We start from the raw sequence: 22,654 nt of genomic DNA, 5'->3' as shown, positions 1-22,654 counted from the left end.
GCACCGGTTTCGTTTGGGTGTCGGCCGCGCGGGGAATGAGGAAGCCATGAACTCCTCCTTTCGTTGTTTTTTCTGGCCGGGTTGCTTGCCCCTCGCCCACAGGGGCACGGCAAAAGCTAAATCCTTCGGGCTTTTCCCGCACCCAGGTGGACGACGGGACCCAGCTGACCGCCTGCACCCAAGGCCCACCCTCACCTTGAGTTTTTCGTCCCACCAATGGTGAGCGGGCAATGGGCACAGCCTATGCAGCGGGGATGGTCTGCTGCACTTCACCGGCGCTTGCCGTTGCTCGATCCGGCATATCAATTTCTGTCGATGGGCTCGATGGCTGTGACAAGACAGTTGAGTGGTAGCCGCCTAGCATACGTGGCATGAGAGCCCACAGAGTTTCTTCCGCTGCCATCCTCGCCGCTGCCCTTGCCCTGGTTCTATCGGCTTGCAGCAACGAGGCCACCCCGCCAGCAGCAAATGGCCCATTGCCGGGCGCCTCCACCAGCTCTGCCCCATCTCCGTCCGCCACTCCCTTATCGACCTCCCAGAGCCCCTCTGCCACACCACGCTCAGGTGAGACGTTCACGACCGCGGACGGTACCTTGAGTTTCAGGTACCCGACAGGCTGGACAGTCACTCCAGCCGAAGGCGAAAACAATGCCTACACCGTTGTTGACGCCCAAGGTAAAGAACGAGCAGTGCTGCGGGACAAGGTGTCAACGCTCGCTAACCTCAGCCTCGGCTATGGCTTCGACACAGGCTTCAGCTCACCGGTGCCAGGAATCAAGGGACCTGCCGGACAAGACGTGAACCTGGTTGTCCAGGGGTACCCCGGCCAAGGGATCGGAAGCCAAGCCGCTGTCTACGGGTTGATGGCCGTAAACAGCAAAGAATCCCTCGACAGATCAGACATAGAGATCCCCGCCGGCGGATACTTCGTTTCCTTCCGAGGCCATGTGCCCACACTCGAAGGCGCCAACACGCCTAGCATGGAGCAGATAACAGCTGCGGCGAAGACCTATGCAGAGAGCGCAGAATTCCAGGAGACGGCGAAGGCCATCACATCCTTGGTATTGCATCCTGAGAAGGTCACACGAGTTGGCTGTATCGGAGGAGGGAACCGGTACGAGAAACTCAACGGCATCTCCTGCGATGAAGCCCAAGCCACCTTCGACCGGGTATATAAGACAGGAGCCCCGGCCGGCGCGCGGAGCATCGAAACGTCGGACTTCATTTGCTTCTACGCCAGCGCCGGGGAAAAGCAAACCGGCCAAGCGGATGTCATCTGCCGCAGCAAGACAACGCCTGACAGCCTGAGCTTTGAGATGTGGCCGAACTAGACACTGAACGTCGGCTCATGGGGGGCTTACGAAATGGTTGCCGGCCAAAGTGGCGTGTACGAGTCTATTCCACGACCTGGGCCGGGCCGTCATATGCTTCAAGCAAGGCCACCGCACTATCCCTCGACCTTGTATAGACGCCACCACTGACCGCTGCGGCGTCTAATATCAGAAGCCCAACCATTTGCCGTTGGGAAACGTTCTGACGGACATGCGCCCGCCCTGGCAATGTTGTGAAGGCGTATACAGCACGCCGGGGAAGGGCCAACGGGTGGGCTCGGTTGAACATCCGGGCCAACGGTCGGCAGCGCTCCGGGGAGATGGTCACCCATCTATGAGTCTTCGCCTGTTCCAGCAGCTCCTGGTTCCGGGTCAGGTGCCATAAGTTCCCAGTTTCGCTTAGGTCTACCAGCCCGCTGGCAGGCCTGTATCCGTTCATCAAGGAAATGCAAATCCATTGCAGGACGACTACGCCCAGCAAAAATGAAATCGACCAGAAAACCCATGCAGGTCCTCCGGATTGCATCATCACCTCAAGCGCGCTGAAAAAATACACCAAGGCGATAGCAACCACGAAGACGTTGGCCCCCAGACCCAACACCATCGGCCAGACACGACGGAAGCGCTCACGGCTTGATTCAGGAGCCAGTTTCATACAACAGCAGGTGTCAGCACTTGCTCGGAGGCATGGGTACTGCGCGATCGCGCCTGTTGATGTCGGTACAGGGTTGCACGGCTCCATCCGACCAATTTGGCGGCTTCTTCTGCTGTGCGGCCTTTGGCACGTTCTTGCTGAGCGATTTCGAGCTTGCTGGCGATAACTGAGGGATCAGCCATGGGTCGGCCGAACCTGGTCCCATTCGCTTTGGCGGCGGCTATGCCGGCGTTGACGCGTTCAGTGATGAGCTCGCGTTCGTAATCCGCCAAGGTGGCCAGCATGTTGAGCATTAGCCTGCCTGTGCTGGTTGCGGGGTCAATTCCGTCGGAGATGGAGCGCAGTGCCACTCCCCTGCTCTGCAGCAGGTTGACTGTGTTGAGGACATCAATCAAGGACCTGCCCAAGCGGTCCACCCTCCACACCACCAAGGTATCCCCCGCTTCGGCGTAGTCGAGAAGCTTCTTCATGCCCGGCCTGCCAGCAGCAGCCTTGCTGCCCGAGGTCACATCGGAGAAAATGTCCCGTCTCTGCACGTCGGCTGACAGGAGTGCGTCCAGCTGCAGCTGCGCATCCTGGGCCGCCGTGCTTACCCTCGTGTACCCCAGTAATCTCATGCGCTTCATTCTGCCTTGAAAATACCCCTACGTAGTGCAACTAAGACGTTTCACGGTGAGGCATGTTTATGAGACAAAGCGCGTCCCTAGTTTCCGGGATCCCTCGATGACATTTCCCGGCATCTACGGCTGTCTCGGAAATCTTTTGATTTCCGAGACACCTCTGGGAGCACCTGCACCAGGGTGGGTCCACATCATCAGGGGCGGCTCTACAGCCTGGCGTAGGCCCAGCCGTCCCATTGACGCCGGGCCAGGTGGGCGATGGCTGCCGGTACCGTGCCAATGCCAGGGGCGAGGTCTTTGTCTTCCATGCCAGCTGAGCGCATGCTGTTGCCGCAGGCGAGAATATCCACGTGGAGTTGCCCGGCGTTTGCGATGGCTTCGGCGGCGGGTGAGTTTGTGGCGAGGAGCGTTACGCCGGGCCCTTGGACTACCACTTCAATGCCAGATTCCTGACCCAGCGCGGCGCGGGCGTTGGCGGCGCTGCGCAGGATGCCGGTCAGGGCATCCTTTTCGAGCGGGCCGGCCGAGTGGATGAGCAGGCCGGGTGCGGCCTGCTTAGTCTCTGGATTCCTTGTTTGCGCGGACACTCTACGTCGCCGGTTGACCCAGGGCGGCGAGGGCCTTCCGGAGACGGGTACCGGCGTCGTCGGCTACTTCCTTGACCGATGGGGCGGCGCTGAGTTGGACCATGGTCTGGGGGTCGATGGCTTCCACCGTGGTCATCTCTGCATCCTTGGTCCGGCGCACCACGACATTGCACGGCAGCAGAGCACCGATTTCGGGTTCGGCGGCGAGGGCGCGGCTGGCCAGGGCCGGGTTGCAGGCGCCGAGGATGACGTAGTCACCGACAGCGTCCGCAGCTTCAGCGCCAAGCTTGGCTTCGAAGGTGGACCGGACGTTGATCTCCGTGAGGATCCCGAAGCCCTGGGCTGACAGGGCGTCCCGGGTGCGGTCCAGGGCTTCGGCCCACGGAAGGGCGACTGTGGTGGTGAGGGTGTACGTCATGGTTCTCCTTTGGGCTGCTCGATAGCTGGTCTTATTAGGCGAGGGAGAGGAAGAGCTTCTCGAGCTCTTTCTTGTCCATCGTTGCGTCTTTTTGGACGATGCACTGCTCAAGGCCCGTGGCGATGATGGCGAAGCCGGCGCGGTCAAGAGCCTTGGATACGGCGGCCAGCTGGGTGACGACGTCTTTGCAGTCCCGGCCTTCTTCAAGCATCCGGGTGACAGCGGCGAGCTGGCCCTGGGCGCGCTTGAGGCGGTTGATCACGGGCGTGAGTTCGGTTGGGTTCAATTCCATAAGGGTTCTCCATCGATGAGGTACTGCCCTCCACAATATACCCCCACGGGTGTTTTGACTACCCCCGGGGGTATCTGTAATACTCGGTGGGGTATCCACCCGCCCCCTTCCGAGAGGCCACCCATGACATCCCCTTCCACAGCAGCAGCCGTTACCGCACTCGCCCCCGAAACCCTGCAGTCCTGGATTAAGGAACATCAGGATCTTGTGGTGATGGACGTCCGCTCTGCCGCTGAATTCGAATCCATGCACATCCGCGGCTCCTACAACGTGCCCCTTCCGCTGCTCTCCGAGCACACCGACGAACTCGCCGCGCGGCTGGGCTCCCGCGTGGTCCTGGTCTGCCAGTCCGGCGTCCGCGCCGAGCAGGCCCGCCAGCGTCTTGCCGGGGCTGGAATCGACACCGCCTACGTACTGACCGGTGGTGCACCCGGTTTCGCAGCCGCCGGCGGGGACGTCGTCAAGGGTAAGGACCGCTGGGACTTGGAGCGGCAGGTCCGCCTGGTGGCCGGGTCCCTCGTGGTCCTGGGCCTGGCCGGCGGGAAGTTCGTCTCTCCGAAGATCCGGACGCTCGCCGGGGTCATCGGGACCGGTCTGACGTTCTCGGCCGCGACCAACACCTGCGCCATGGGCCAGGCCCTCTCGGCCATGCCGTGGAACAGGGCCGCGAAGGAACCCACCCGCGAAAGCGCCATCCTGCAGCTTCCCCTGCAGGGCGTTGAGGACGCCGCGGCATGATTCCAGCCCTGGCTCTGGGGCTCGTCGTCGGCATTGTCCTGGGTGTTGTGGGTGGCGGCGGGTCCATTATCGCCGTCCCGGCCCTGGTGTACGGGGTGGGCATGACCCCGGCGCAGGCGATTCCCACGTCGCTGCTGGTGGTGGGCGTATCTTCGCTTGCCGCGCTGCTGCCCAGGGTCCGGGAGGGACTGAACTGGCCCGTAATCGCACTGGTCGGGGCTGCCGGAATCCCGGCAGCCTGGGCCGGCGCGGCGGTGGGCAAAGTGCTCGATGCGAACATCCTGATGCTGGCCTTCGCCGTGATCATGGTGGCAGCTGGCATCAGGATGCTCATGAAGACCCGCGAAACTGAAGGGTCCTGCAGTACGGGACCGCACCGGGCGTTCCGGTCCTGCGCCCCCAAGGCCGTCGGCGTGGGCCTGCTCGTGGGGTTCCTCACCGGACTGCTCGGCGTGGGCGGTGGCTTCCTCATCACCCCGGCACTGACCATCTTCCTGGGCCTGCGCATGAAACAGGCCGTGGGAACCTCGCTGGCAATCATCGTCATCAACTCCGCCGCCGGATTCAGCGCACACGCTGCCGGCTACACCATCGACTGGGCCACCACCCTGGCCTTCGCCATCCCGGCCATCGTGGGATCAGTGATTGCCGCACGGTTTGCCCGCCGCCTGCACGACAAACACATCCGTATCTCGTTCGCGGTACTCATCTTCGCCGTCGCGGCATGGGTCACCGCCGGCACGATCACCGCCTGACCCATCCATAGAGGAGAACACCATGGGACTGATCGATTCCCTCAAGAAGGCCTTCAGCAAGCCCTACAAGACCATCTCCGTAGCCCAGGCCAAGGACCTCCTGGGCTCCGGGGCCACGCTCATCGACGTCAGGTCAGCCCAGGAATGGCGGACCGGCCGTGCGCCCCAGGCCAAACACGTCCCCCTGGACCGGCTGCAGGCCAGCACCGCCGGCCTCCAAAAAACCCGTCCCGTGATCGCCGTCTGCGCCTCCGGCGTCCGCTCCGCCTCAGCCGCCAGGCTCCTCGCCGCCAACGGATACGACGCCTACTCAGTGCGCGGCGGCATGGCCGCCTGGCGCCAGGCCGGCGAACCCGTCCGCTAGAAAAGCACCGCCGTTATAAACCGCCCAAAACCACCACTTTGAAGGAGAACCCCATGGCTGAAATCACCATCACCGAAGCCGAACAGCGCCGCTCCACCGCCCGGATCCTTGACGTCCGCGAGGACTTCGAGGCCGCCGAAGGCACGATCCCCGGCGCCCTCCACATCCCCATGGGCCAGCTACAGGACCGCCTCTCCGAACTGGACCCGGCCGTCCCCGTCATCGCCGTCTGCCGCAGCGGCAACCGCAGCGCCGCCGTCGCCGACGCCCTCAACGGAGCCGGCTACACCGCGGACACCATGGCCGGCGGCATGACCGCCTGGACCCGCGCCGGCCTCCCCACCACCTAAACTTCACCGCCCCGCCGACACACCCCAAGACCACCCCCGAAAGGAACGAAAGACGATGGCAACCATCGACCTCACCGAACAAAGCTTCGCCCAAACCCTGGAGAGCAACGAGATCGTCTTCGTTGACTTCTGGGCAGCCTGGTGCGGCCCCTGCCGCCAGTTCGCCCCCACCTACGCCGCCGCGGCAGAACGCCACCCGGACATCACCTTCGCCAAGGTCGACACCGAAGCCGAACAGACCCTCGCCGCAGCAGCGAACATCACCTCCATCCCCACCCTGATGGCCTTCAAAGATAAAACTCTGGTCTTCTCCCAGCCCGGAGCACTCAACGCCGCCGGCCTCGAAGACGTCATCCAGGCCGTCAAAAACCTGGACGTCGGAAAACTCCGGGCTGGCGCAGCCGGCCAACAGTCCTAGTACACGCACCCTTGACCTAGCGCACAACCCTCATTGCTAGATACCCCCAGGGGTATTACACTTGAACTAATCCCCCCAAGAAAACCCCTCCATGAAGGAGCGCACCAGATGCTTATCGAGCGTATTTACGATGAAGACCTCGCCCAGGCCAGCTACCTGATCGGTTGCCAGGCCAACGGCACCGCCGTTGTTGTCGACGGCCGCCGCGACATCGCGGTGTACCAGGACATGGCTGAGAAGAACGGCATGAAGATCGTGGCCGTCACCGAAACCCACATCCACGCGGACTACCTTTCCGGCACCCGCGAACTCGCCGCCGCCAGCGGAGCGAAGATCTACGTTTCCGGCGAGGGTGGACCGGACTGGCAGTATGAATTCGACGGCGAACGGCTCTACGACGGCGATAAGATCACCATCGGCAACATCAGCCTCCAGGCCGTGCACACCCCGGGCCACACCCCCGAGCACCTGTCCTTCCTGGTCACCGACGGCGCGTTCAGCGACCAGCCCGGTTACCTGCTCTCCGGTGACTTCGTCTTCTCGGGCGACCTGGGCCGCCCGGACCTGCTGGACGAAGCAGCCGGCGGCGTGGACACCCGTTTCGAGGGTGCCAAGCAGTTGTTCGCGAGCCTGCGGGACAAGTTCCTTACCCTGCCGGACTACGTCCAGGTCCACCCGGCCCATGGCGCCGGCAGCGCCTGCGGCAAGGCCCTGGGCGCCATCCCGTCCTCCACTGTCGGTTACGAGCGGCTCTACTCCTGGTGGGGTCCCTACCTCGCCGCGAACGATGAGCAGGGCTTCATCGATGAACTGCTTGACGGCCAGCCCGACGCCCACGCCTACTTCGGCCGTATGAAGCGCGAAAACCGTGAGGGCCCCGCCGTCATGGGCGACCGCGCCCCGCTGCCCGAGCTCTCCACCGGGATCGTTGCCGCGGGCCTGGCAGCAGACACCCTGACCTTCATCGACACCCGCCCCAACAGCGAGGTCCACGAAGGCACCGTAGCCCGTTCCCTCAACGTTCCCGCGGGCAAGTCCGTGGCCAGCTACGGTGCCTGGGTGGTCAACCCGGAAACGGACAAGAACCCGCTCGTCCTTTTGGCCCAGGACCAGGATCAGGCCATGGACATGTGGGACCACCTGGTACGGGTCGGCATCGACAACGTCGCCGGTTACCTCACCGGCATCGACGGGCTGCCCGCCTTCACGCCCAAGCTGATCCAGCCCGAGGAACTCGAGGGTTTCGAGACCGCCATGATCCTGGATGTCCGGAACAAGACCGAACACACCGCCGGACACGTCCCGGGCTCGTACCAGCTCAGCGGTGGCCGCCTCCTGTGGCACCTCGATGAGCTCCCTGCTGGCGGCACCATCGTGTCGTACTGCCAGTCCGGTGTGCGGAACTCGGTGGCGGCCAGCGCCCTGCGCCGGGCCGGGTACGACGTCGTCGAACTCGACGGCAGCTACGCCGCCTGGGACGCCTTGCAGCAGACCCGACAGAACGCCGTCACAGCGAAGTAAACCCTTAAGACCGCCCGGGCAGGATCCCCCTCCTGCCCGGGCAGCTTTATGCCTCAGCACGAAAGCGAGCACCCCGAAATGGCCAGAACTTGGGCGACAAACAACGCCGATTCGCGTGTCGTCCTGGGCCTGCGGCAGAACCTGGCGCAGTTCATGCTGTTGGTGGCAGTCAACGCCCTGGTGGGCGGGACGCTGGGCCAGGAGCGCACCGTGCTTCCGCTGCTGGCAGGGCAGGTTTTCCACCTGGACCTGTACACGAGCGCGTTGACTTACATCCTCGCCTTCGGCCTGTCCAAGGCCGCGATGAACTACTTCGCGGGAACGCTCTCTGACCGGTACGGGCGCAAACCCGTCCTCATCACGGGCTGGCTGGTAGCGATCCCCGTCCCGCTCATGCTCATCTTCGGTCCGTCATGGGAATGGATCGTAGCGGCGAACGTATTCCTCGGTGTCAGCCAAGGCCTGACCTGGTCCACCGCCGTGATCATGAAAATGGACCTGACCGGCCCGCAACAGCGCGGCCTCGCCATGGGCCTGAACGAAGCAGCCGGCTACCTCGGCGTCGCCGTCACCGCCCTGGCCACCGGCTACATCGCCTCCACCTACGGTCTCCGGCCCGGCCCGTTCCTGCTCGGAGCCGCCTACATCGCCCTCGGGCTAGGCCTATCGGTCCTGACTGTGCGCGAGACCCACCACCACGCCAAGACGGAAGCCTCCCAGCACGTAAGTGCACACAGGAGTGCAGAGGCCGGCCTCACCACCGGCCAGGTCTTCACCCTCACCAGCTTCAAAGACCGCTCACTCTCCGCAGCAAGCCAGGCAGGACTGGTGAACAACCTCAATGACGGCCTAGCCTGGGGCCTCTTCCCGGTCCTCTTCGTCAGCTCCGGACTAAACATCAGCCAGGTAGGCATCCTGGCCGCCGCCTACCCCGCAGTCTGGGGAGCCGCGCAGCTCCTCACCGGGGCTGCTTCAGACCGTTGGGGCCGCAAATGGCTCATCGTGGCCGGCATGATCGTCCAAGCCGCGGGACTCGCCATAGTCGCAGCCTCCCACAGCTTCAGCCCCTGGCTCATCGCCGCAGCCCTCCTCGGTCTCGGAACGGCCATGGTCTACCCCGCCCTCCTGGCCGCAATCGGAGACGTCGCCCACCCCACCTGGCGGGCCCGCTCCGTCGGGGTCTACCGGCTCTGGCGTGACGGTGGCTTCGCCCTTGGGGCGCTCCTGTCCGGACTGCTCGCGGACCTGTACGGGATTCCCACAGCCATCGCCACCATCGCCGGAATCACCGCTGCGTCCGGTCTTATTGTTGCGGTGCGGATGAGGAGCGGAGACCACCGACGTCCCGGTCAGGTGCGTTAGGTTCCGCTCCATACTGATGCCGAGCCGGAGTGTCCCGTCACCACGGACTCGTAGATCAGGAAAAGTCCCGCCAGTACTCCGAGTACTGACGTGGCGGGGACAAGCCAACGGGTGCTCAGTGCTTGTACGGCGCCTCGCAGGACCGTCCACCGGCTCAGCATGGACGGGAATGCGGCGAGCACCTGTGCGGCTACGACGACCAGGAAAATGACCGTCACGATCCTGAAGAAGCCGCCCTGCTCGGCATGTTCCTTGATCAGTTCTGACGTTGGCCGGACATCTTCCAGCTGTTCCCCTGCCTCGGCGGTCAGGATGGACAGCGGCACCATCAACAGGGCCAGTACCCCCAACGGCCAGGCCAGATAGGCCCGGCTACGCCGCCACACCGCGAAAACCACCGCCATGACACCTGCCATCGGCGCAAGGACAACAACGGCATGGATCAAGAGGATGTGGGCCGGAAGGCCGCCGATCTCCATCAAAGACGCTCCTAAAAAGTAGGGTGCAATGGCGGGTTGGCTGATCGCGAGGGCGAATGCAGCGAAGTCAGGCGATCCCGGTGGTGCCCAGCAGCAGGCCAACACCGTAAGTGAAGGCCATCGCGAGGGCCCCGCCGATAACCAGCCGCAGGGTTGCCTTCCGCTTGGAGCTGCCGCCAATGTTCGCACTGACCGACCCGGTGATGGCCAGGGCGATCACCACGGCCACGAACGTCAGCGGAATCCGAACCTCGGCGGGAGGAAGAAGGATCGCCAGCAGCGGCAGCACCGCACCAACGGTGAAGGCGATCGCGGAAGCAAGCGCTGCGTGCCAGGCACTGGCCACTTCTCCCTCGTCAATTTTCAGTTCAGCTTCGAGGTGCGCGCCCAGGGCATCATGCTCCGTGAGTTCGCGGGCCACCGTCCGGGCAGTCTCGACCGAGAGGCCTTTGGCCCGGTAAATCCCGGCGAGCTCTTCAAGCTCGCCGTCGGGGTCGTCCCGGAGTTCCCGGCGTTCCTTTTCGATCAGGGCGCGCTGGCTGTCACTCTGGCTGCTGACCGAAACATACTCGCCCAGCGCCATGGAAACTGCACCACCTACCACTGCTGCGGCACCGGCCACCAGAATGGGGGTGACGTCATTGGTCACACCGGCAACCCCCACCACGGTTGCAGCGACGGAGACGATCCCATCATTTGCGCCGAGGACACCGGCCCGCAGCCAGTTCAGCCGGGCGGCAATGCTCTCGTCGTGGGGCTCATTCGGATGCTGCTTCAGCAACTCAGACATGAGGGAAAGTAAAACACAAACCCGTCACCCACACCACGCAGGTTTGCATACCCTGCCCACTCGGTAACTTCCGAAAAACTGCTTCCAGGCTGGGCTAGTTACCGAACCCTCCAGGAAGCTCGGTTCACTCTCCCATCTCACGACATATAGCGCCGCCAAAATGCCGCCACCTAACGCAAACATCCACAGGCGGCTCCCCCTCTCACAAACGAAGGATTTCAATAACATGTTGAATCGAGAATGGCGATGCTTGCGGCGAGCGTCCGCAAAGGGGTGTCATGTGACTTTCGGCGGTGAATGGCGGTGTTCTGTGATCGCTATGTGTCGCACCCCGGGGCGTCCAACTGGCTCACATGGCTAGTGTTTTGAGCCAGGGAGGTTTCGAGACACCCGAGTTGGATAGGAAGGCTGACCGGACGCCAAGACGCAGGGAGGGAAATGTGGAACTGATAAAGGAAGAGATCCTGGCCGGATACGGAAAGGCACGGGACGACCTTGATCGGTGGCTGGCGGCCGCCACTGCAGAGGAGCTACGCCGTAAGAGTAACGGCACGAAGTGGACCAATGAAGAGCTGCTCTTCCACATGGTTTTCGGCTACATGGTGGTCCGCGCCCTGCTTCCGCTGGTTCACCTCGTCAGCCGGCTCCCCGCGCCGATTGGGAAGGCGTTCGCCGCGCTCCTGAACGCGGGAACGCGGCCCTTTGACGTCATTAATTACTGGGGCTCCCGCAGCGCAGCGGTGTACTTCAACCGGCGACGGATGGCTCGGAAATTCGAGAAAACCATCTACGCCCTCACCCGAAGCCTGGAGCGTGAGAGCACAGCGTCGCTGTCCAGGTCGATGCCGTTCCCGGACCGGTGGGATCCATTCTTCGCGCCCAGTATGACGCTCAAGGATGTCTACGCGTACTCGACAAAGCACTTCGACTTTCATGGCCGGCAACTCAGCATGGAGCGCCCGCACCAATAATCTGCCTGGTCACCGCCTGTCATGATGAACCCTGTGACTATTGCGAAGACGATCCTCTTGTTCATTCTTGCCGCGGCCGCGGAAATCGGCGGCGCGTGGCTGGTCTGGCAGGCCGTCAGGGAGGGCAAGGACTGGTGGTGGGCCGGGCTGGGCGTTATCGCCCTGGGTATTTACGGTTTCGCAGCCACTCTTCAGCCGGACGCTCACTTCGGACGAATTCTTGCCGCCTATGGCGGCGTGTTTGTCGCCGGGTCGCTGCTGTGGGGTATCGCCTTTGATGGTTTCCGGCCCGACAGGTGGGACGTTGCCGGCTCAGTGATCTGCCTGGTCGGGGTCGCCGTGATCATGTTCGCCCCACGAAACGCAGGGTGAAATAACCAAATGTGTTTGCCCGAAGATCCGGACATGGGGTGGGCTTCGGCTTCGGTCCCCATCCTGACCCAAGTACTGAACGTCGACTTAATGTTCGGTGTCTGACATCTGCCGGAGCCTGAACTGCTGCTGTTATCGACATGTCCAGGGCATGATGCAGCAGTGGCAGCGAACACCGTCGAAGGATCACGATTAGGAGATTAGAGCTCGAGTTTTTCCAGGGCTGCATGGTAGGCCTCGTGGTAGGTGGGGTATTGCGCGACCTGGTCCAGGAGGGTTTCGAGGGGTATTCGTGCTCGGATTGCGAGGGACGCCTGGTGGATCCATTCCCCGGCTATCGGCCCGACTGCCCAGGCACCAATGAGGACGTTTCGGTCTGCATCGGCCAGCAGGCCCAGGTGTCCGCGGGGGTCTTTTTCGTAGGTCCAGGGCCGGGTGATGGTGTTGGCAAGGTCCAGTTCGGCCGCGGCCACCCGAAGTCCGCGTTGTTGTGCCTGTTGTACGGTCAGCCCGGCGGCAGCTATTTCAGGGTCGGCGAACACGACGCGCGGTATGCCCTCATAGGTGGCCGTGCGGGAGCGGCCGAGGATGGCGTCGGCGGCGATCCTTCCCTGATATTTGGCTACGTGGGTGAAGGGCATGATGCCGGTGACGTCCCCAATGGCCCAGGTATTCTCAGCGGCGCGGCAGTGCTCATCGACCAGCACCTCACCGCGATCTCCCAACCTGATTCCGGCGCGTTCAAAACCCAACCCTTTGGTGCGCGGCTTTCGGCCGGTGCCGAAGATTACGACGTCGGCTGCGACTTCTCCGCCGTCTCCGCCATCTGCTTCCTTGAGTTCGATGATGCTGTCTGCGCCTTGGCGCCGGGCGCGGGCAGCTGAGGCGCCGAGGCGGACGTCCACACCGGTTTCCTGAAGATAGGTGAGCGTCAGTTCGCCGACGCGCGGATCTTCACGGTCGATCAGCCGCTGTCCGCGGTGGACCAGGGTGACTTTGACGCCGAAGCGTGCCAGGAACGTCGCGGTTTCGACCCCAACCGCGCTGCCGCCGATGATTACCGCCCGCTCGGGCAGGGTTGAGGCGGTGTAGGTCTCCCGGTTGGTCCATGCCGTGATCTGTTCGATGCCCTCAAGGGGAGGTATCACCGGGTCGGAACCGGTGGCGATGATGAGGTGTTCGGCGGTGATGTCCCGGCCGCCGGCGTGGATTCGGCCCGGCCCGGTCAGCCGGGCCTCCTCCTTGACCACCTCGGCTCCTCGCTTGGCGTAGCCGTTCACTTGGGCTTTGTCGTCCAGGTTCCGGATCATGTAGTCGCGGTATTTGGCCGTGTCTTCCCAGTCCAGTTCGGCGCCGCTGACGCCAGCGGATTTTTGTACCTCCATGCGTGCTTCCGGCGGCCGCAGGACCGTCTTGGAGGGGACGCACGCCCAGTAGGCGCACTCCCCGCCGATCAGTTCCCGCTCGAAGATCACCACTTTCTTCCCTGCCTTGAGCAGGCGGCCCGCGGCGACTTCTCCGCCGGGCCCCATGCCGATGACGGCCACATCGTAATGCTCGCTCACGCTGATCTCCTTCAGATTGGCTTGATACTTACTGTGGATTGGTGGAGAGGCGGGGTTGGAACGTGCGGTCAGGAGGCGCAGCAGGAAAGTTTTGAGACGTCGGTGGTGAAGGACTGGGCGGCGATCTTTATACCTTCGGCCATGGTCAGGTAGGGGGACCAAAGGTTGGCAACCTGGTCCACTGTCATGCCGGCTTCCAGGATGTAGACGCCGGCCGCGGCCAGATCCCCGGCTTCCTTTCCGACCGCGGTCATTCCGAGGATGCGGCCGGTGCCGGTGTCGGCGACGATTTTGATGAAGCCTCGGGTGTCTCTGTTGACCAGCGCCCGGGGCACGTATTCCAGGGGCAGAACCCTGCATTCACACCGGATTCCGGCCTCGTTGGCTTCCTTGTCGGTCATGCCGACAGCGGCGAGGGCGGGGCTGGTGAATGTCACCCGGGGCAGGTGCCGGTAGTCGACCTGGCGGCCGGCGTTGTTGAACGCGTTCTCCACCATCAGGGTCCCGTGTGCGGAGGCGACATAAACGAACTCCCGGTGTCCTGTCACGTCCCCTGCAGCCCAGATCCTTGGGTTTGTGCTGGCCAAGGTTTTTTCGACGAGGATTTCTCCGGTGTCACCGGTCTTAACCCCGACGTGGTCCAGGTTCAGGCCGTCAGTGACAGCACGGCGACCGGTGGCCACCATCAACTTTTCGGCCCGGAATTCCTGCTGGCCTCCCGCCACCGTAGCGGTGACGACAATGCCTCCGTCCACATCTGTCTGCACCGAGCTCACGGCGGCCCGCCGGACTACGCGGATACCCTCATCCGCGAAAACACCTGACAGGGCACGGGAAGCCTCGGGTTCCTCGTGCGAGGCCAGCCGTGAGCGGGCCAACAAGGTTACCTTCGATCCAAGCCGGGCAAAGAGCTGCGCCTGCTCCAGGGCCACGTATCCGCCGCCGAAAATGATCAGGGACTCGGGCACCTCGTCCAGTTCCATGGCCGTAGTCGAGGTCAGGTAGTCAACCCCGTCCAGTCCCGGCACCGGCGGTGCCCAGGGAGCTGAGCCTGTTGCGACCAAATAGTGGGCGGCTGTAAGGGAATCCCGGCCGCCGTCGGGCCTGGCGATCTCCAGCGCCGGCTCCTCAAGGGTGCCTGTGAAGGATGCTGTTCCCTCGCGCAGGTCCCAGCCGTAATCCGCAGCCAGATCCACGTATTTGTCAGAGCGCATGCCCTCAACCAAGGAACGTTTGCCCTCGATGAGGGCAGCCATGTCCACCGGACCGGCGGACGTGCTGATCCCCGGAAAGCGTCCCGTACCGTCCAGAGCGACGTGTCGTGTCTCTGCGGCAGCCAACAGGGCTTTCGAGGGCACGCACCCGGTGTTCACACATGTCCCACCCACGGTTGACCGTTCGATCATCACCACCCGCTTGCCGAGGTTCGTAGCCCGGATGGCGGCAGCGAAGGCACCGCCTCCGGAACCAATCACGGCCAAATCAAAATCGGGTGCTGTCTGAGGCATTGGCCCTCCGTGGTCCTTGGAAAACACCCTAGGGGTGTTTGCGGTGTGCGTACTGCCCCCAGTCTGCACCTTCCACTGCGGGGGAAGGTCAAGGAGCCTTCTCGCCGAGTTAGCGGAGCGTGACCGGATTTCAACGTTCCAGTACCGTGGAAGGCTAGAAGCGTCTTCGGAGCGAGAAGAAGGACCCGACATGCGGATCGGTGAAGCAGCTGACGCAGCCGGCATGACAGCCAAGACAATCAGGTTCTATGAAAAGAGGGGCTTGCTCCCACCGGCTGAGCGTACCCCCAACGGTTATCGCCGGTACGGCCGCGAGACAATCAGCCGCTTGGAATTCATCCGCCGCAGCCAAAGTGCCGGACTGACTTTGGCACAGATAGAAGGAATCCTCCGGATCCGGGATAACGGCATGACACCTTGCGCCCATGTCCGCCACACCCTGGCAAAACAACTCTTGGATCTTGACCAGAAAATCGCGGAACTAACTGCCCTGCGAGCCACCGTGGCCGAACAATACGCAACGGCGAAGGCAGCAGATCCGCGACACTGCGATGCGGAACTGATCTGCAGCTACATCTGATTACCTACCGACAATTTCCTCGCTTCCAAAACTGACCCAATCTGCGTGCAGCCAGACTTGCCAGGAGCCCCAAATTATCGCCGATGTCATCTCGTAAGGCGTCGGCCAGCCGCACCGCCCTGCGCCCCGCCTACATCAGTTTGTCGTCTATAACCCTTGGGAAGCGAGACGCCTCGACGAGCGAATAATCGTCCCACCGCACCGTCGCAGACTCTCTGCGAGATCTTGGACGGGTGATGGCCGTCGGCCAGAGTTGATTAGGGCGACGCGCGGAAGCAAACACCTTTCTTACTTCGACTGCCTAGTGTCTTGAAAAACAAAAGCTTTTCAAGACACTGTTCGGCGCGTTGGGAGGAGCCAGTTGCGGTGTCAGTTTCAGAAGTCGTCTGCACTGGATCCCGCGGAAGTACGGGACTCGTGCAGACGACTCCTGACACCCAAGTGCTCGAAGTCGTCTGCACCAACCGTCGTTTTGTTCGAAGTCGCGTGCACCAACAGTCATTCTTTTCTGAAGTCGTGTGCACCAGCCACCACCGTAGTCCGGGACTTTTAGTCGTCCGGCTGGGTCTCGGCGGTCAGCGTCTCCGGTGGTCGGGGCGGCAGGTAACGGTAGAGGCTGGAGCGGGTGATACCCGTGGCTTCGACGATCTCGGAGATGGACTGATTTTCCTGGTCGCGAAGGTGGACGGCATACGCAAGCTTCGCTGGATCGATCACGCTGGGCCGGCCGATCCTTTTGCCTTTAGCAACAGCAACGGCACGCGCGTGAGCTGCGCGTTCGATCGCGTAGGTTCGTTCCATTTGGCCAAAGAGCGCGAGCATCACAACTGCCAACTGCGACATTGGATCCTCCGGATTGGCGGAATCAACCCGGATCGGGTCAGCCAGGTTCCGGACTCCGACGCCGCGGCCCGCCAGGTCGTGGATGAGGTTCAGGGTGTCCCGGACGGTGCGGCCCAACCGGTCCAAGGTGTGCACCACGATGACGTCGCCCTCGCGGGCCTGGTCGAGGGCTTCATGCAGTCCGGGCCGGTTTGTCGTGGATCCGGATTTCTTGTCCACATAAATGTGTTTGGCGGGGATCCCCTCGCCGCGCAGTGCGTCGATCTGCCGATCGAGGTCCTGTTTCGCGGTCGAGACGCGGGCGTACCCAATTTCCATGGAACCACTGTACCGATACTTATCCTGCACGCGCCGAATGGAACGCCTAAAAGAAGATAATTGTGGAACGAAAAATCGGGGCGTGTCGCCATTCTTCGGAGGGGGCTACCTGGGCGTTCCACTTCCTAGGAACTGAGACGCCCCGACCGCCCGCTGTGCCCGTTTGCCACCCGGTCAAGGTCCGCCAAGCGTGACCCGAGCGCAACATGTTGGTGGGCAGAGTGCCGGCCTGGCCTCGAGATCGTCTGCGGGCGGGAAGCTCCGGTGAGTCTGGTTACCGTTTTCGAGCTTCCTATCGGCTCCGGATGGTGCGTGCCGGGAAGAGGAGTCATTCACGCCCGGCACGCACGACTGTTCAGGACTGGTGGCTAAGCCTTTGAATGAACTCGTCCGCCTGGGCCAGGTTCCGCGCCATCTTGGCCCGCTGATGGACGGCCCTCTCCAAGAATCCGGCCAGCGTCGCTGATCGTTCAGGGGCGGCGAGGTCCGGGGCCGCAAGGAGGGAAAGGATTTCAGCCATCTCCTCGAGCGAGAAACCCAGGGGCTTCATCTGCTTGATGACCATGAGGCGTTCGAAATCATCTTCCGAGAACACCCTGAAACCGCCGTCGGTCCGCGCGGTTGCAGGGAGCAGCCCCACATCGTCGTAGTGGCGGATGGTCCGCAGGGACAAACCCGTCCGCTCCGCCAGTTCACCGATGTGCATGGTGTTGGTGCTGCTGGTCTTAGCCGTCATCAGCGCCTCCGTCCTGTTCAGATTTAAACCCTACCATCACGTTAGGGTAGGGTTTAGGTAGTGGGCTGAGACCTTCAAGACTAATTCCCCCTCTTCCTGGCGCGGCGCTGCGCCCCTCATTCATTAGCAAAAACGAAGCCGCACACGCGCGCCTTCTTGACCATGAACGGAGCCAGCAATGGCCGTCACAAAAGCCGAACACCCGCCGGCGTTCACCCCTGAACAGCTGCAATCGGTCCGGGGAACCCTGATGTCACCGCGCCGGCTCAAGACCGAGGTCCTCGCCGGACTCGTCGTCGCCCTGGCCCTGATCCCCGAAGCCATCGCCTTCTCGATCATCGCCGGCGTCGACCCGCGGATCGGACTCTTCGCCTCCTTCACCATGGCCGTCACGATCGCCTTCGTCGGCGGCCGCCCGGCCATGATCTCCGCAGCCACAGGCGCTATCGCCCTGGTCATCGCCCCGCTGGTGAAGTCCCACGGCGTCGACTACTTCATCGCCGCCGTCATCCTCGCCGGCATCTTCCAGATCATCCTGGGACTCTCCGGGGTCGCCAAGCTCATGCGGTTCATTCCCCGCTCGGTCATGGTGGGCTTCGTCAACGCCCTGGCCATCCTGATATTCATGTCCCAGGTCCCCGAACTCCTCGGCGTTCCGTGGCTGGTCTACCCCCTCGTGGCCCTGGGCCTCGTCATCGTCTTCGGCCTGCCGAAGCTCACCAAGGCCGTCCCGGCGCCGCTCGTCGCCATCGTGGTCCTGACCCTCATCACCGTCTTCGCCGCCGTCGCGGTCCCGACCGTGGGCGACAAGGGCGACCTGCCCGATTCCCTGCCCACCCTGTTCATCCCGAACGTGCCTTTCAGCCTCGAGACCCTGCAGGTCATCTTCCCCTTCGCCCTCGCCATGGCTTTCGTGGGGCTGCTCGAATCCCTCATGACGGCCAAGCTCGTCGACGACGTCACCGACACCCGCTCCCACAAGACCCGCGAGGCCTGGGGCCAAGGCGTCGCGAACATCGTCACCGGCTTCTTCGGCGGCATGGGCGGCTGCGCAATGATCGGCCAGACCATGATCAACGTCAAAGCCTCCGGCGCCCGCACCCGGATTTCCACCTTCCTCGCCGGCGTCTTCCTGCTCATCCTCGTGGTCGTCCTCGGCGGCATCGTCTCCGTGATCCCCATGGCCGCGCTCGTGGCCGTGATGATCTTCGTCTCCGTGGCCACCTTCGACTGGCACAGCATCCACCCACGGACCCTGAAGATGATGCCCAAGAGCGAAACCACTGTCATGGTCGCCACCGTCATCGTCACGGTCGCCACGCACAACCTGGCCATCGGCGTCGGCGTCGGCGTCCTCGTGGCGATGGTCATGTTCGCCCGCAGGGTCGCCCACTTCGTCACCGTCGAACGGACGGTCAAGACCATTGGCGGCCACGAAACCGCCACCTACGTCGTCGACGGCGAACTGTTCTTCGCCTCCTCCAATGACCTCTACACGCAGTTCGAATACGCCCTGGACCCCGACCACGTCGTCATCGACATGCACGCCTCCCACCTCTGGGACGCCTCCACCATCGCAGCCCTAGACGCCATCACGGAGAAATACCACCACCACGGCAAAGACGTGAAGATCATCGGGCTCAACGACGCCAGCACCCTCATGCGCGAACGCCTCGGCGGCAAACTCGGCGCCGGCCACTGACCCTGTTCAAGCCAGAATGAGGCCCCTTCCGCCCATAGCGGAAGGGGCCTCATCTATGTTCCGGTGGGGGCGAGGAATCCACGACGCTTGTGGTGCAGAGGACTCCTGACATTCCGTGCAGACGCCTTCTGAAACTGACACATGACGAAAAGGCACCCCCGGGTCTCTAGTTCTCACAATTAGTTCTCGAAACTGTAAGGTCAAGCGAGGAGCCCGAATCGAGTTTTGAGAAGAGAAACCAATGGCTGCACACCGTATCGGTTATGCGCGAGTGTCCACGCGTGACCAAAACCTTGATCTGCAGCTGGGTGCCTTGAAGGGTGCAGGATGCGATCGCATCTTTGAAGACACGGTGAGCGGCACCAAGGCCGGCCGCCCCGGTCTGGCCAAGGCGCTGGATACGCTCCGGGAGGGCGACACCCTCATCGTATGGAAGCTGGACCGTCTTGGCCGTAGCGTGAAGGACCTCCTGGATTTCGCCGAAGGCCTAAACGATCGAGGCATTGGCTTTGTCAGTCTCACGGACTCGATCGACACCACCACGGCCTCCGGACGCTTCTTTTTCAACGTGATGGCATCGCTCGCTCAGATGGAACGAGAGCTCATGGTTGAACGCACCCAGGCCGGCCTCAAAGCAGCAAGGGAACAAGGTAGGGTCGGCGGCCGCAAGCGCGTCATGACGGACGCCAAGATCAGCTCAGCGCGAAAGCTCCTTAGCCAGGGCACGCCGCCCCGGGAGGTTGCCAGCAGCCTCGGGATTTCCATGCCAACGCTCTACCGATGGATCCCGGCGGCGGGAGCCACGAAGACACCGGCCACGTGATGGCGTTATTTAGGGGCAGGTGACTTCCGTACGAACTGCCTCGTAGTGCAGCCGGGTTCGAACACTGCCTGACCATTCCCTTCTGCGGTACCCCCGTAATTCTGGGTTATCAGTGCAGACGGGTCGTGAGTGCGCTGGGCACTACGTCTCCCTTGGTCGCCGCTGGGGCTTTTTTGAGATCGTTGGATCTCAGGGAAAAGTTCAAAACTTCGAGGCCAGAGCCCCCATTGAGCTCCCGACCCGGTTCTGCAACTGCGAGGCAAGCAGCAATTATGCCGACGAAGGATGCGCCTACTGCTTTTCCCGCAAGCTCAACGACACCACATGCGTCGAAGTTCTGTCGCAAATCGTCGAATGCTTCGTTCGCAGGAACTTGGATCTGTGCAGCTCTTTCTTCGTTGGCCCATCCGGCGACTTCGCGGCTGGTCAATTGACCAGGGAAGCGCCTCAGCAAAATTGAATCGAAATCCATGGGTCCGCGTCCCAGACCAACGTCTATTGCGAACTTCCACCCCACGTTGGAAATTAGGCGTCTCGTGGCGAGATTGTCGACGCCAAACAAGGCTGTGTGTTGTTTCTCTTCCGATGCCACTCGAAGATCTTCCACCAGGCGCCGTTCGATGATTCGGGTTCTAAACCCTGCTTGTTCGAGGCCTGTGGACACGAGCCTGGTTTTCTGCTTGCCTCTGGAATATTGAGGGGTAAGCACGCCGGTGCTGTGGTTTGCCGGAACGGTGCGGTCCGTGTCCTGCAAAACGATCTCAATCGTCGAAGGATCTGGGTACGCTAACCAGGATATGACCCAGCTGTATGCCTGCCCCAGGTGGCCGAGGCCGACCAGCCACCACGCATGGGGCATGTATGCCAGGGGTGGCCCGCTGTCATTTGCTGGGCCGCCCGGGTTCCAGAGATTAAGGTCTATGGTTCGGAATCCTTCGTCACTTCCGGCTTCGCCACGCAGTGCGCCGAAGGCTTCATGGACTCCCATGGCAGCGGCGGCGATCGAGGAGAGTTCGTTGCCCTCAGTTTGGGCTAATGGGCTCGGCCCTGGCGAGACTCCAGCGACCCACCCGCACCATGTGGTCCGCAACACGGTTCTCGCCTCCTGAGTTGGCAAGCCTTCGGGGACAGGTGTTTCTCCGCCGACAAGAAGAAGGGTCCAAGCTTCCGGGAGCTCGCTTATGCCGGCGTTAGAAACTTCTTTCGCACCTTCTCCTTCGATGACGTCGGCCAGTGTGGTGCCGCGGAAGACACCCCGTAAGATGCGGTTTTCGGGCGCTGCAGCCACTACGTACACGGATCCGAACGCTCGCGTCGATGTGAGAATTGCAGTCAAAAGCGCTGCTTGCCCGGAGGCTTCTGTACACACCCGCGCATCTGCACAGATGACGATTCCGGTGTTCTGCTTCGCCTCGATGGCTCTTTCGAGGGTGGGCTGGCTGCCGTCATGGATAGCGGCAAGGACGGTGCGGTCGACGGAGTCAGGATCGAGCATTAACATCAAGTGTCCCTCTTTCTTTGATGCTGCGGTGGACTGCTCGGAACGCGCTGCGGAGCGCGGATATCGCCATGCGCAGGAATGGGTATGAACCGGTTAGATGAAGTACTTCCTTCACTTCATTCCGATAGCGGGACTCCCATGTTTTGTCGCCATGGAATACGTGCAGTCCTAGATCGCGGAGGCGGATGCTGCCTTGGCTGTAGTTGGGGGCGATGATGGCAATATGGCCCGGAATAGCTGACATGGGGTGGCGGGCATCTATGGCGCTTTGCTGGACCCAGCTACCGGGATGGGTGTGAATGTCTGCGACCACGCACAGGTCTTGGGCTCTGCACACCGCGCTCAATGCCGAGTAGCCGATCGCACCAAAGGTAATTCCACCGGTGAGGCTTGCCGGATCAAGGTCGTCATAGAAAGCGAAGCCAACTACGGTTCGCTTGTGCCCGGGAGGTCTTTCAACGTTGGTCGAGGACAGGAGGAAGGCGCCTGATTCTCGGCGCCCGTCGCCTCGACGCGCCAATTCTGCCGTTAGTGCCGCAAATTGCGAACGGCTCATTTGCAGGGCAAAAGGGCCGTTCATTTGGGAGCCTCCGGGAGGATTGCTCCACGGAGTTCGTGGTGCACTTCGCCGACGTAGAAAGTAATCGCCCGCCCTGCGTTCCACGCTCGCGTCGGGTGGGCGACGGCCCAATCTGGATGTGAGGTCAGAGCTACGCGATCACACGCCATATATGGCGCGTTGCCGTTTGGGACAGACCAGTCCGTCCTGAAAATCTGGGACGCTGAACCACCTGTTGGCCACTGATTCAGAGGCAAAGGGGCATCCAAATCGATATCCCAGGGCTGACCGGACGGAGGTATTGCCGGATAACCGTCGACCAGAAGTCTCATGCCCAACTTACTCCCGTCTCCCGCGGTGATGGTCACAATAAGCACTGGCCAGGAGAGCGAAACGATTGACCACATCCCCGCGTCCACTCCCGCTTCGAACTCGTAGGAGGAAAGATCCTCAGTAATCCGCCGTTCGTGGGGATCAGCAATCGCTTCACTCATGG

The 22,654-nt window shown here is 62.4% G+C and carries 27 protein-coding genes; 13 read left to right on the top strand and 14 right to left on the bottom strand.

Annotated elements, in window-relative coordinates; genetic code table 11:
* Positions 1-371: 371 nt before the first annotated feature.
* Positions 372-1,331: a hypothetical protein gene (locus ACNAOU_RS26105; RefSeq protein WP_422759284.1), complete on the top strand. Its 960-nt coding sequence runs from the start codon at positions 372-374 to the stop codon at positions 1,329-1,331.
* A 64-nt stretch (positions 1,332-1,395) separates the two neighbouring features.
* Here the strand turns inward: ACNAOU_RS26105 and ACNAOU_RS26100 are convergent, their stop codons facing one another.
* The 5 genes from ACNAOU_RS26100 to ACNAOU_RS26080 all read right to left on the bottom strand — a co-directional run bounded on the left by ACNAOU_RS26100 (position 1,396) and on the right by ACNAOU_RS26080 (position 3,903).
* Entirely contained in the window at positions 1,396-1,986 is a 591-nt protein-coding gene (locus tag ACNAOU_RS26100; protein WP_422759283.1) for a hypothetical protein, read from the bottom strand.
* Complete coding sequence (locus ACNAOU_RS26095; protein WP_250820635.1) at positions 1,983-2,603, bottom strand: recombinase family protein; 621 nt, start codon at positions 2,601-2,603, stop codon at positions 1,983-1,985. Before ACNAOU_RS26095 ends, ACNAOU_RS26100 begins: the two co-directional genes overlap by 4 nt.
* A gap of 209 nt (positions 2,604-2,812) precedes the next feature.
* Positions 2,813-3,193, bottom strand: coding sequence for a DsrE family protein (locus ACNAOU_RS26090; protein WP_422759282.1), 381 nt, complete (start codon positions 3,191-3,193; stop codon positions 2,813-2,815).
* A 1-nt stretch (position 3,194) separates the two neighbouring features.
* The gene (locus ACNAOU_RS26085) at positions 3,195-3,611 is read right to left on the bottom strand and encodes a DUF302 domain-containing protein (protein ID WP_422759281.1); all 417 of its coding nucleotides are present in this window, start codon (positions 3,609-3,611) and stop codon (positions 3,195-3,197) included.
* 34 nt (positions 3,612-3,645) lie between these two features.
* Entirely contained in the window at positions 3,646-3,903 is a 258-nt protein-coding gene (locus ACNAOU_RS26080) for a metal-sensitive transcriptional regulator (protein ID WP_422759280.1), read from the bottom strand.
* A 123-nt stretch (positions 3,904-4,026) separates the two neighbouring features.
* Between ACNAOU_RS26080 and ACNAOU_RS26075 the strand changes: the two genes are divergently transcribed.
* The 7 genes from ACNAOU_RS26075 to ACNAOU_RS26045 all read left to right on the top strand — a co-directional run bounded on the left by ACNAOU_RS26075 (position 4,027) and on the right by ACNAOU_RS26045 (position 9,411).
* The gene (locus ACNAOU_RS26075; protein WP_422759279.1) at positions 4,027-4,641 is read left to right on the top strand and encodes a rhodanese-like domain-containing protein; all 615 of its coding nucleotides are present in this window, start codon (positions 4,027-4,029) and stop codon (positions 4,639-4,641) included.
* Entirely contained in the window at positions 4,638-5,396 is a 759-nt protein-coding gene (locus ACNAOU_RS26070; RefSeq protein WP_422759278.1) for a sulfite exporter TauE/SafE family protein, read from the top strand. Before ACNAOU_RS26075 ends, ACNAOU_RS26070 begins: the two co-directional genes overlap by 4 nt.
* Before the next feature lie 22 nt (positions 5,397-5,418).
* Positions 5,419-5,760, top strand: coding sequence for a rhodanese-like domain-containing protein (locus ACNAOU_RS26065; protein ID WP_422759277.1), 342 nt, complete (start codon positions 5,419-5,421; stop codon positions 5,758-5,760).
* A gap of 53 nt (positions 5,761-5,813) precedes the next feature.
* Positions 5,814-6,110, top strand: coding sequence for a rhodanese-like domain-containing protein (locus ACNAOU_RS26060; RefSeq protein ID WP_422759276.1), 297 nt, complete (start codon positions 5,814-5,816; stop codon positions 6,108-6,110).
* A gap of 55 nt (positions 6,111-6,165) precedes the next feature.
* Positions 6,166-6,528 carry a thioredoxin family protein gene (locus ACNAOU_RS26055; protein ID WP_422759275.1) on the top strand — a complete coding sequence of 121 codons (363 nt, stop codon included), beginning with the start codon at positions 6,166-6,168 and terminating at the stop codon, positions 6,526-6,528.
* Between the two features lie 108 nt (positions 6,529-6,636).
* Positions 6,637-8,049 carry an MBL fold metallo-hydrolase gene (locus tag ACNAOU_RS26050; protein ID WP_422759274.1) on the top strand — a complete coding sequence of 471 codons (1,413 nt, stop codon included), beginning with the start codon at positions 6,637-6,639 and terminating at the stop codon, positions 8,047-8,049.
* A 78-nt stretch (positions 8,050-8,127) separates the two neighbouring features.
* Positions 8,128-9,411, top strand: coding sequence for an MFS transporter (locus ACNAOU_RS26045; RefSeq protein ID WP_050686542.1), 1,284 nt, complete (start codon positions 8,128-8,130; stop codon positions 9,409-9,411).
* Here ACNAOU_RS26045 and ACNAOU_RS26040 read toward each other — a convergent pair.
* Both ACNAOU_RS26040 and ACNAOU_RS26035 read right to left on the bottom strand, forming a co-directional pair.
* Positions 9,408-9,890, bottom strand: coding sequence for a hypothetical protein (locus tag ACNAOU_RS26040; protein WP_331456843.1), 483 nt, complete (start codon positions 9,888-9,890; stop codon positions 9,408-9,410). The two genes, ACNAOU_RS26045 and ACNAOU_RS26040, sit on opposite strands and share 4 nt — an antisense overlap.
* A 67-nt stretch (positions 9,891-9,957) precedes the next feature.
* Positions 9,958-10,680 carry a VIT1/CCC1 transporter family protein gene (locus ACNAOU_RS26035; RefSeq protein ID WP_050686506.1) on the bottom strand — a complete coding sequence of 241 codons (723 nt, stop codon included), beginning with the start codon at positions 10,678-10,680 and terminating at the stop codon, positions 9,958-9,960.
* Positions 10,681-11,120: 440 nt separating this feature from the next.
* On the opposite strand from ACNAOU_RS26035, the gene ACNAOU_RS26030 reads away from it, so the two are divergent.
* Positions 11,121-11,651, top strand: a complete 531-nt coding sequence (locus tag ACNAOU_RS26030) for a DinB family protein (RefSeq protein ID WP_422759273.1) — start codon at positions 11,121-11,123, stop codon at positions 11,649-11,651.
* Between the two features lie 33 nt (positions 11,652-11,684).
* Positions 11,685-12,023 carry a YnfA family protein gene (locus ACNAOU_RS26025; RefSeq protein WP_422759272.1) on the top strand — a complete coding sequence of 113 codons (339 nt, stop codon included), beginning with the start codon at positions 11,685-11,687 and terminating at the stop codon, positions 12,021-12,023.
* Positions 12,024-12,223: 200 nt separating this feature from the next.
* On the opposite strand, the gene ACNAOU_RS26020 is transcribed toward ACNAOU_RS26025, so the two are convergent.
* Positions 12,224-13,588: a dihydrolipoyl dehydrogenase family protein gene (locus ACNAOU_RS26020; RefSeq protein ID WP_422759271.1), complete on the bottom strand. Its 1,365-nt coding sequence runs from the start codon at positions 13,586-13,588 to the stop codon at positions 12,224-12,226.
* Between the two features lie 68 nt (positions 13,589-13,656).
* A complete protein-coding gene (gene merA, locus ACNAOU_RS26015; protein WP_422759270.1) occupies positions 13,657-15,096 on the bottom strand; it encodes a mercury(II) reductase in 1,440 nt (479 codons plus the stop codon).
* A gap of 190 nt (positions 15,097-15,286) precedes the next feature.
* Here merA and ACNAOU_RS26010 point away from each other — a divergent pair, with 190 nt between their 5' ends.
* Positions 15,287-15,676 (top strand): heavy metal-responsive transcriptional regulator, encoded by a 390-nt coding sequence (locus tag ACNAOU_RS26010; protein ID WP_422759269.1) that lies wholly within the window; start codon positions 15,287-15,289, stop codon positions 15,674-15,676.
* Positions 15,677-16,225: 549 nt separating this feature from the next.
* Here the strand turns inward: ACNAOU_RS26010 and ACNAOU_RS26005 are convergent.
* Both ACNAOU_RS26005 and ACNAOU_RS26000 read right to left on the bottom strand, forming a co-directional pair.
* A complete protein-coding gene (locus tag ACNAOU_RS26005; protein WP_422759268.1) occupies positions 16,226-16,837 on the bottom strand; it encodes a recombinase family protein in 612 nt (203 codons plus the stop codon).
* 355 nt (positions 16,838-17,192) lie between these two features.
* The gene (locus ACNAOU_RS26000) at positions 17,193-17,573 is read right to left on the bottom strand and encodes a MerR family transcriptional regulator (protein ID WP_422759267.1); all 381 of its coding nucleotides are present in this window, start codon (positions 17,571-17,573) and stop codon (positions 17,193-17,195) included.
* 178 nt (positions 17,574-17,751) lie between these two features.
* On the opposite strand from ACNAOU_RS26000, the gene ACNAOU_RS25995 reads away from it, so the two are divergent.
* Complete coding sequence (locus ACNAOU_RS25995) at positions 17,752-19,275, top strand: SulP family inorganic anion transporter (RefSeq protein ID WP_422759266.1); 1,524 nt, start codon at positions 17,752-17,754, stop codon at positions 19,273-19,275.
* 241 nt (positions 19,276-19,516) lie between these two features.
* Positions 19,517-20,098 (top strand): recombinase family protein, encoded by a 582-nt coding sequence (locus ACNAOU_RS25990; RefSeq protein ID WP_422759265.1) that lies wholly within the window; start codon positions 19,517-19,519, stop codon positions 20,096-20,098.
* A 109-nt stretch (positions 20,099-20,207) separates the two neighbouring features.
* On the opposite strand, the gene ACNAOU_RS25985 is transcribed toward ACNAOU_RS25990, so the two are convergent.
* From ACNAOU_RS25985 to ACNAOU_RS25975, 3 genes are read right to left on the bottom strand one after another with little or no spacing between them, the layout of a single operon-like run.
* Positions 20,208-21,599: a hypothetical protein gene (locus ACNAOU_RS25985; protein ID WP_422759264.1), complete on the bottom strand. Its 1,392-nt coding sequence runs from the start codon at positions 21,597-21,599 to the stop codon at positions 20,208-20,210.
* The gene (locus tag ACNAOU_RS25980; RefSeq protein WP_422759263.1) at positions 21,580-22,179 is read right to left on the bottom strand and encodes a hypothetical protein; all 600 of its coding nucleotides are present in this window, start codon (positions 22,177-22,179) and stop codon (positions 21,580-21,582) included. The genes ACNAOU_RS25985 and ACNAOU_RS25980 overlap by 20 nt, the downstream gene beginning before the upstream one ends.
* Positions 22,176-22,652, bottom strand: coding sequence for a DUF7665 family protein (locus tag ACNAOU_RS25975; protein WP_422759262.1), 477 nt, complete (start codon positions 22,650-22,652; stop codon positions 22,176-22,178). The genes ACNAOU_RS25980 and ACNAOU_RS25975 overlap by 4 nt, the downstream gene beginning before the upstream one ends.
* Between the last annotated feature and the right edge of the window lie 2 nt (positions 22,653-22,654).

Origin of the sequence: Paenarthrobacter sp. C1, assembly GCF_049315185.1 — a bacterium.
GTDB lineage: Bacteria > Actinomycetota > Actinomycetes > Actinomycetales > Micrococcaceae > Arthrobacter > Arthrobacter nicotinovorans.
The sequence above is the reverse complement of the archived record's forward strand: the minus strand, read 5'-3'. Positions and strand labels throughout refer to the sequence as shown.

Excerpts from the sequence above, each read along its gene's own strand:
- merA (WP_422759270.1), bottom strand. The coding sequence starts at position 15,096 with ATGCCTCAGACAGCACCCGATTTTGATTTGGCCGTGATTGGTTCCGGA.
- ACNAOU_RS26105 (WP_422759284.1), top strand. The coding sequence starts at position 372 with ATGAGAGCCCACAGAGTTTCTTCCGCTGCCATCCTCGCCGCTGCCCTT.
- ACNAOU_RS25990 (WP_422759265.1), top strand. The coding sequence starts at position 19,517 with ATGGCTGCACACCGTATCGGTTATGCGCGAGTGTCCACGCGTGACCAA.
- ACNAOU_RS26095 (WP_250820635.1), bottom strand. The coding sequence starts at position 2,603 with ATGAGATTACTGGGGTACACGAGGGTAAGCACGGCGGCCCAGGATGCG.
- ACNAOU_RS26060 (WP_422759276.1), top strand. The coding sequence starts at position 5,814 with ATGGCTGAAATCACCATCACCGAAGCCGAACAGCGCCGCTCCACCGCC.
- ACNAOU_RS26045 (WP_050686542.1), top strand. The coding sequence starts at position 8,128 with ATGGCCAGAACTTGGGCGACAAACAACGCCGATTCGCGTGTCGTCCTG.
- ACNAOU_RS25975 (WP_422759262.1), bottom strand. The coding sequence starts at position 22,652 with ATGAGTGAAGCGATTGCTGATCCCCACGAACGGCGGATTACTGAGGAT.
- ACNAOU_RS26070 (WP_422759278.1), top strand. The coding sequence starts at position 4,638 with ATGATTCCAGCCCTGGCTCTGGGGCTCGTCGTCGGCATTGTCCTGGGT.
- ACNAOU_RS26055 (WP_422759275.1), top strand. The coding sequence starts at position 6,166 with ATGGCAACCATCGACCTCACCGAACAAAGCTTCGCCCAAACCCTGGAG.
- ACNAOU_RS26085 (WP_422759281.1), bottom strand. The coding sequence starts at position 3,611 with ATGACGTACACCCTCACCACCACAGTCGCCCTTCCGTGGGCCGAAGCC.
- ACNAOU_RS26075 (WP_422759279.1), top strand. The coding sequence starts at position 4,027 with ATGACATCCCCTTCCACAGCAGCAGCCGTTACCGCACTCGCCCCCGAA.
- ACNAOU_RS26005 (WP_422759268.1), bottom strand. The coding sequence starts at position 16,837 with ATGGAAATTGGGTACGCCCGCGTCTCGACCGCGAAACAGGACCTCGAT.
- ACNAOU_RS26080 (WP_422759280.1), bottom strand. The coding sequence starts at position 3,903 with ATGGAATTGAACCCAACCGAACTCACGCCCGTGATCAACCGCCTCAAG.
- ACNAOU_RS26040 (WP_331456843.1), bottom strand. The coding sequence starts at position 9,890 with ATGGAGATCGGCGGCCTTCCGGCCCACATCCTCTTGATCCATGCCGTT.
- ACNAOU_RS25980 (WP_422759263.1), bottom strand. The coding sequence starts at position 22,179 with ATGAACGGCCCTTTTGCCCTGCAAATGAGCCGTTCGCAATTTGCGGCA.
- ACNAOU_RS26100 (WP_422759283.1), bottom strand. The coding sequence starts at position 1,986 with ATGAAACTGGCTCCTGAATCAAGCCGTGAGCGCTTCCGTCGTGTCTGG.
- ACNAOU_RS25995 (WP_422759266.1), top strand. The coding sequence starts at position 17,752 with ATGGCCGTCACAAAAGCCGAACACCCGCCGGCGTTCACCCCTGAACAG.
- ACNAOU_RS26000 (WP_422759267.1), bottom strand. The coding sequence starts at position 17,573 with ATGACGGCTAAGACCAGCAGCACCAACACCATGCACATCGGTGAACTG.
- ACNAOU_RS26050 (WP_422759274.1), top strand. The coding sequence starts at position 6,637 with ATGCTTATCGAGCGTATTTACGATGAAGACCTCGCCCAGGCCAGCTAC.
- ACNAOU_RS26010 (WP_422759269.1), top strand. The coding sequence starts at position 15,287 with ATGCGGATCGGTGAAGCAGCTGACGCAGCCGGCATGACAGCCAAGACA.
- ACNAOU_RS26065 (WP_422759277.1), top strand. The coding sequence starts at position 5,419 with ATGGGACTGATCGATTCCCTCAAGAAGGCCTTCAGCAAGCCCTACAAG.
- ACNAOU_RS25985 (WP_422759264.1), bottom strand. The coding sequence starts at position 21,599 with ATGTTAATGCTCGATCCTGACTCCGTCGACCGCACCGTCCTTGCCGCT.
- ACNAOU_RS26035 (WP_050686506.1), bottom strand. The coding sequence starts at position 10,680 with ATGTCTGAGTTGCTGAAGCAGCATCCGAATGAGCCCCACGACGAGAGC.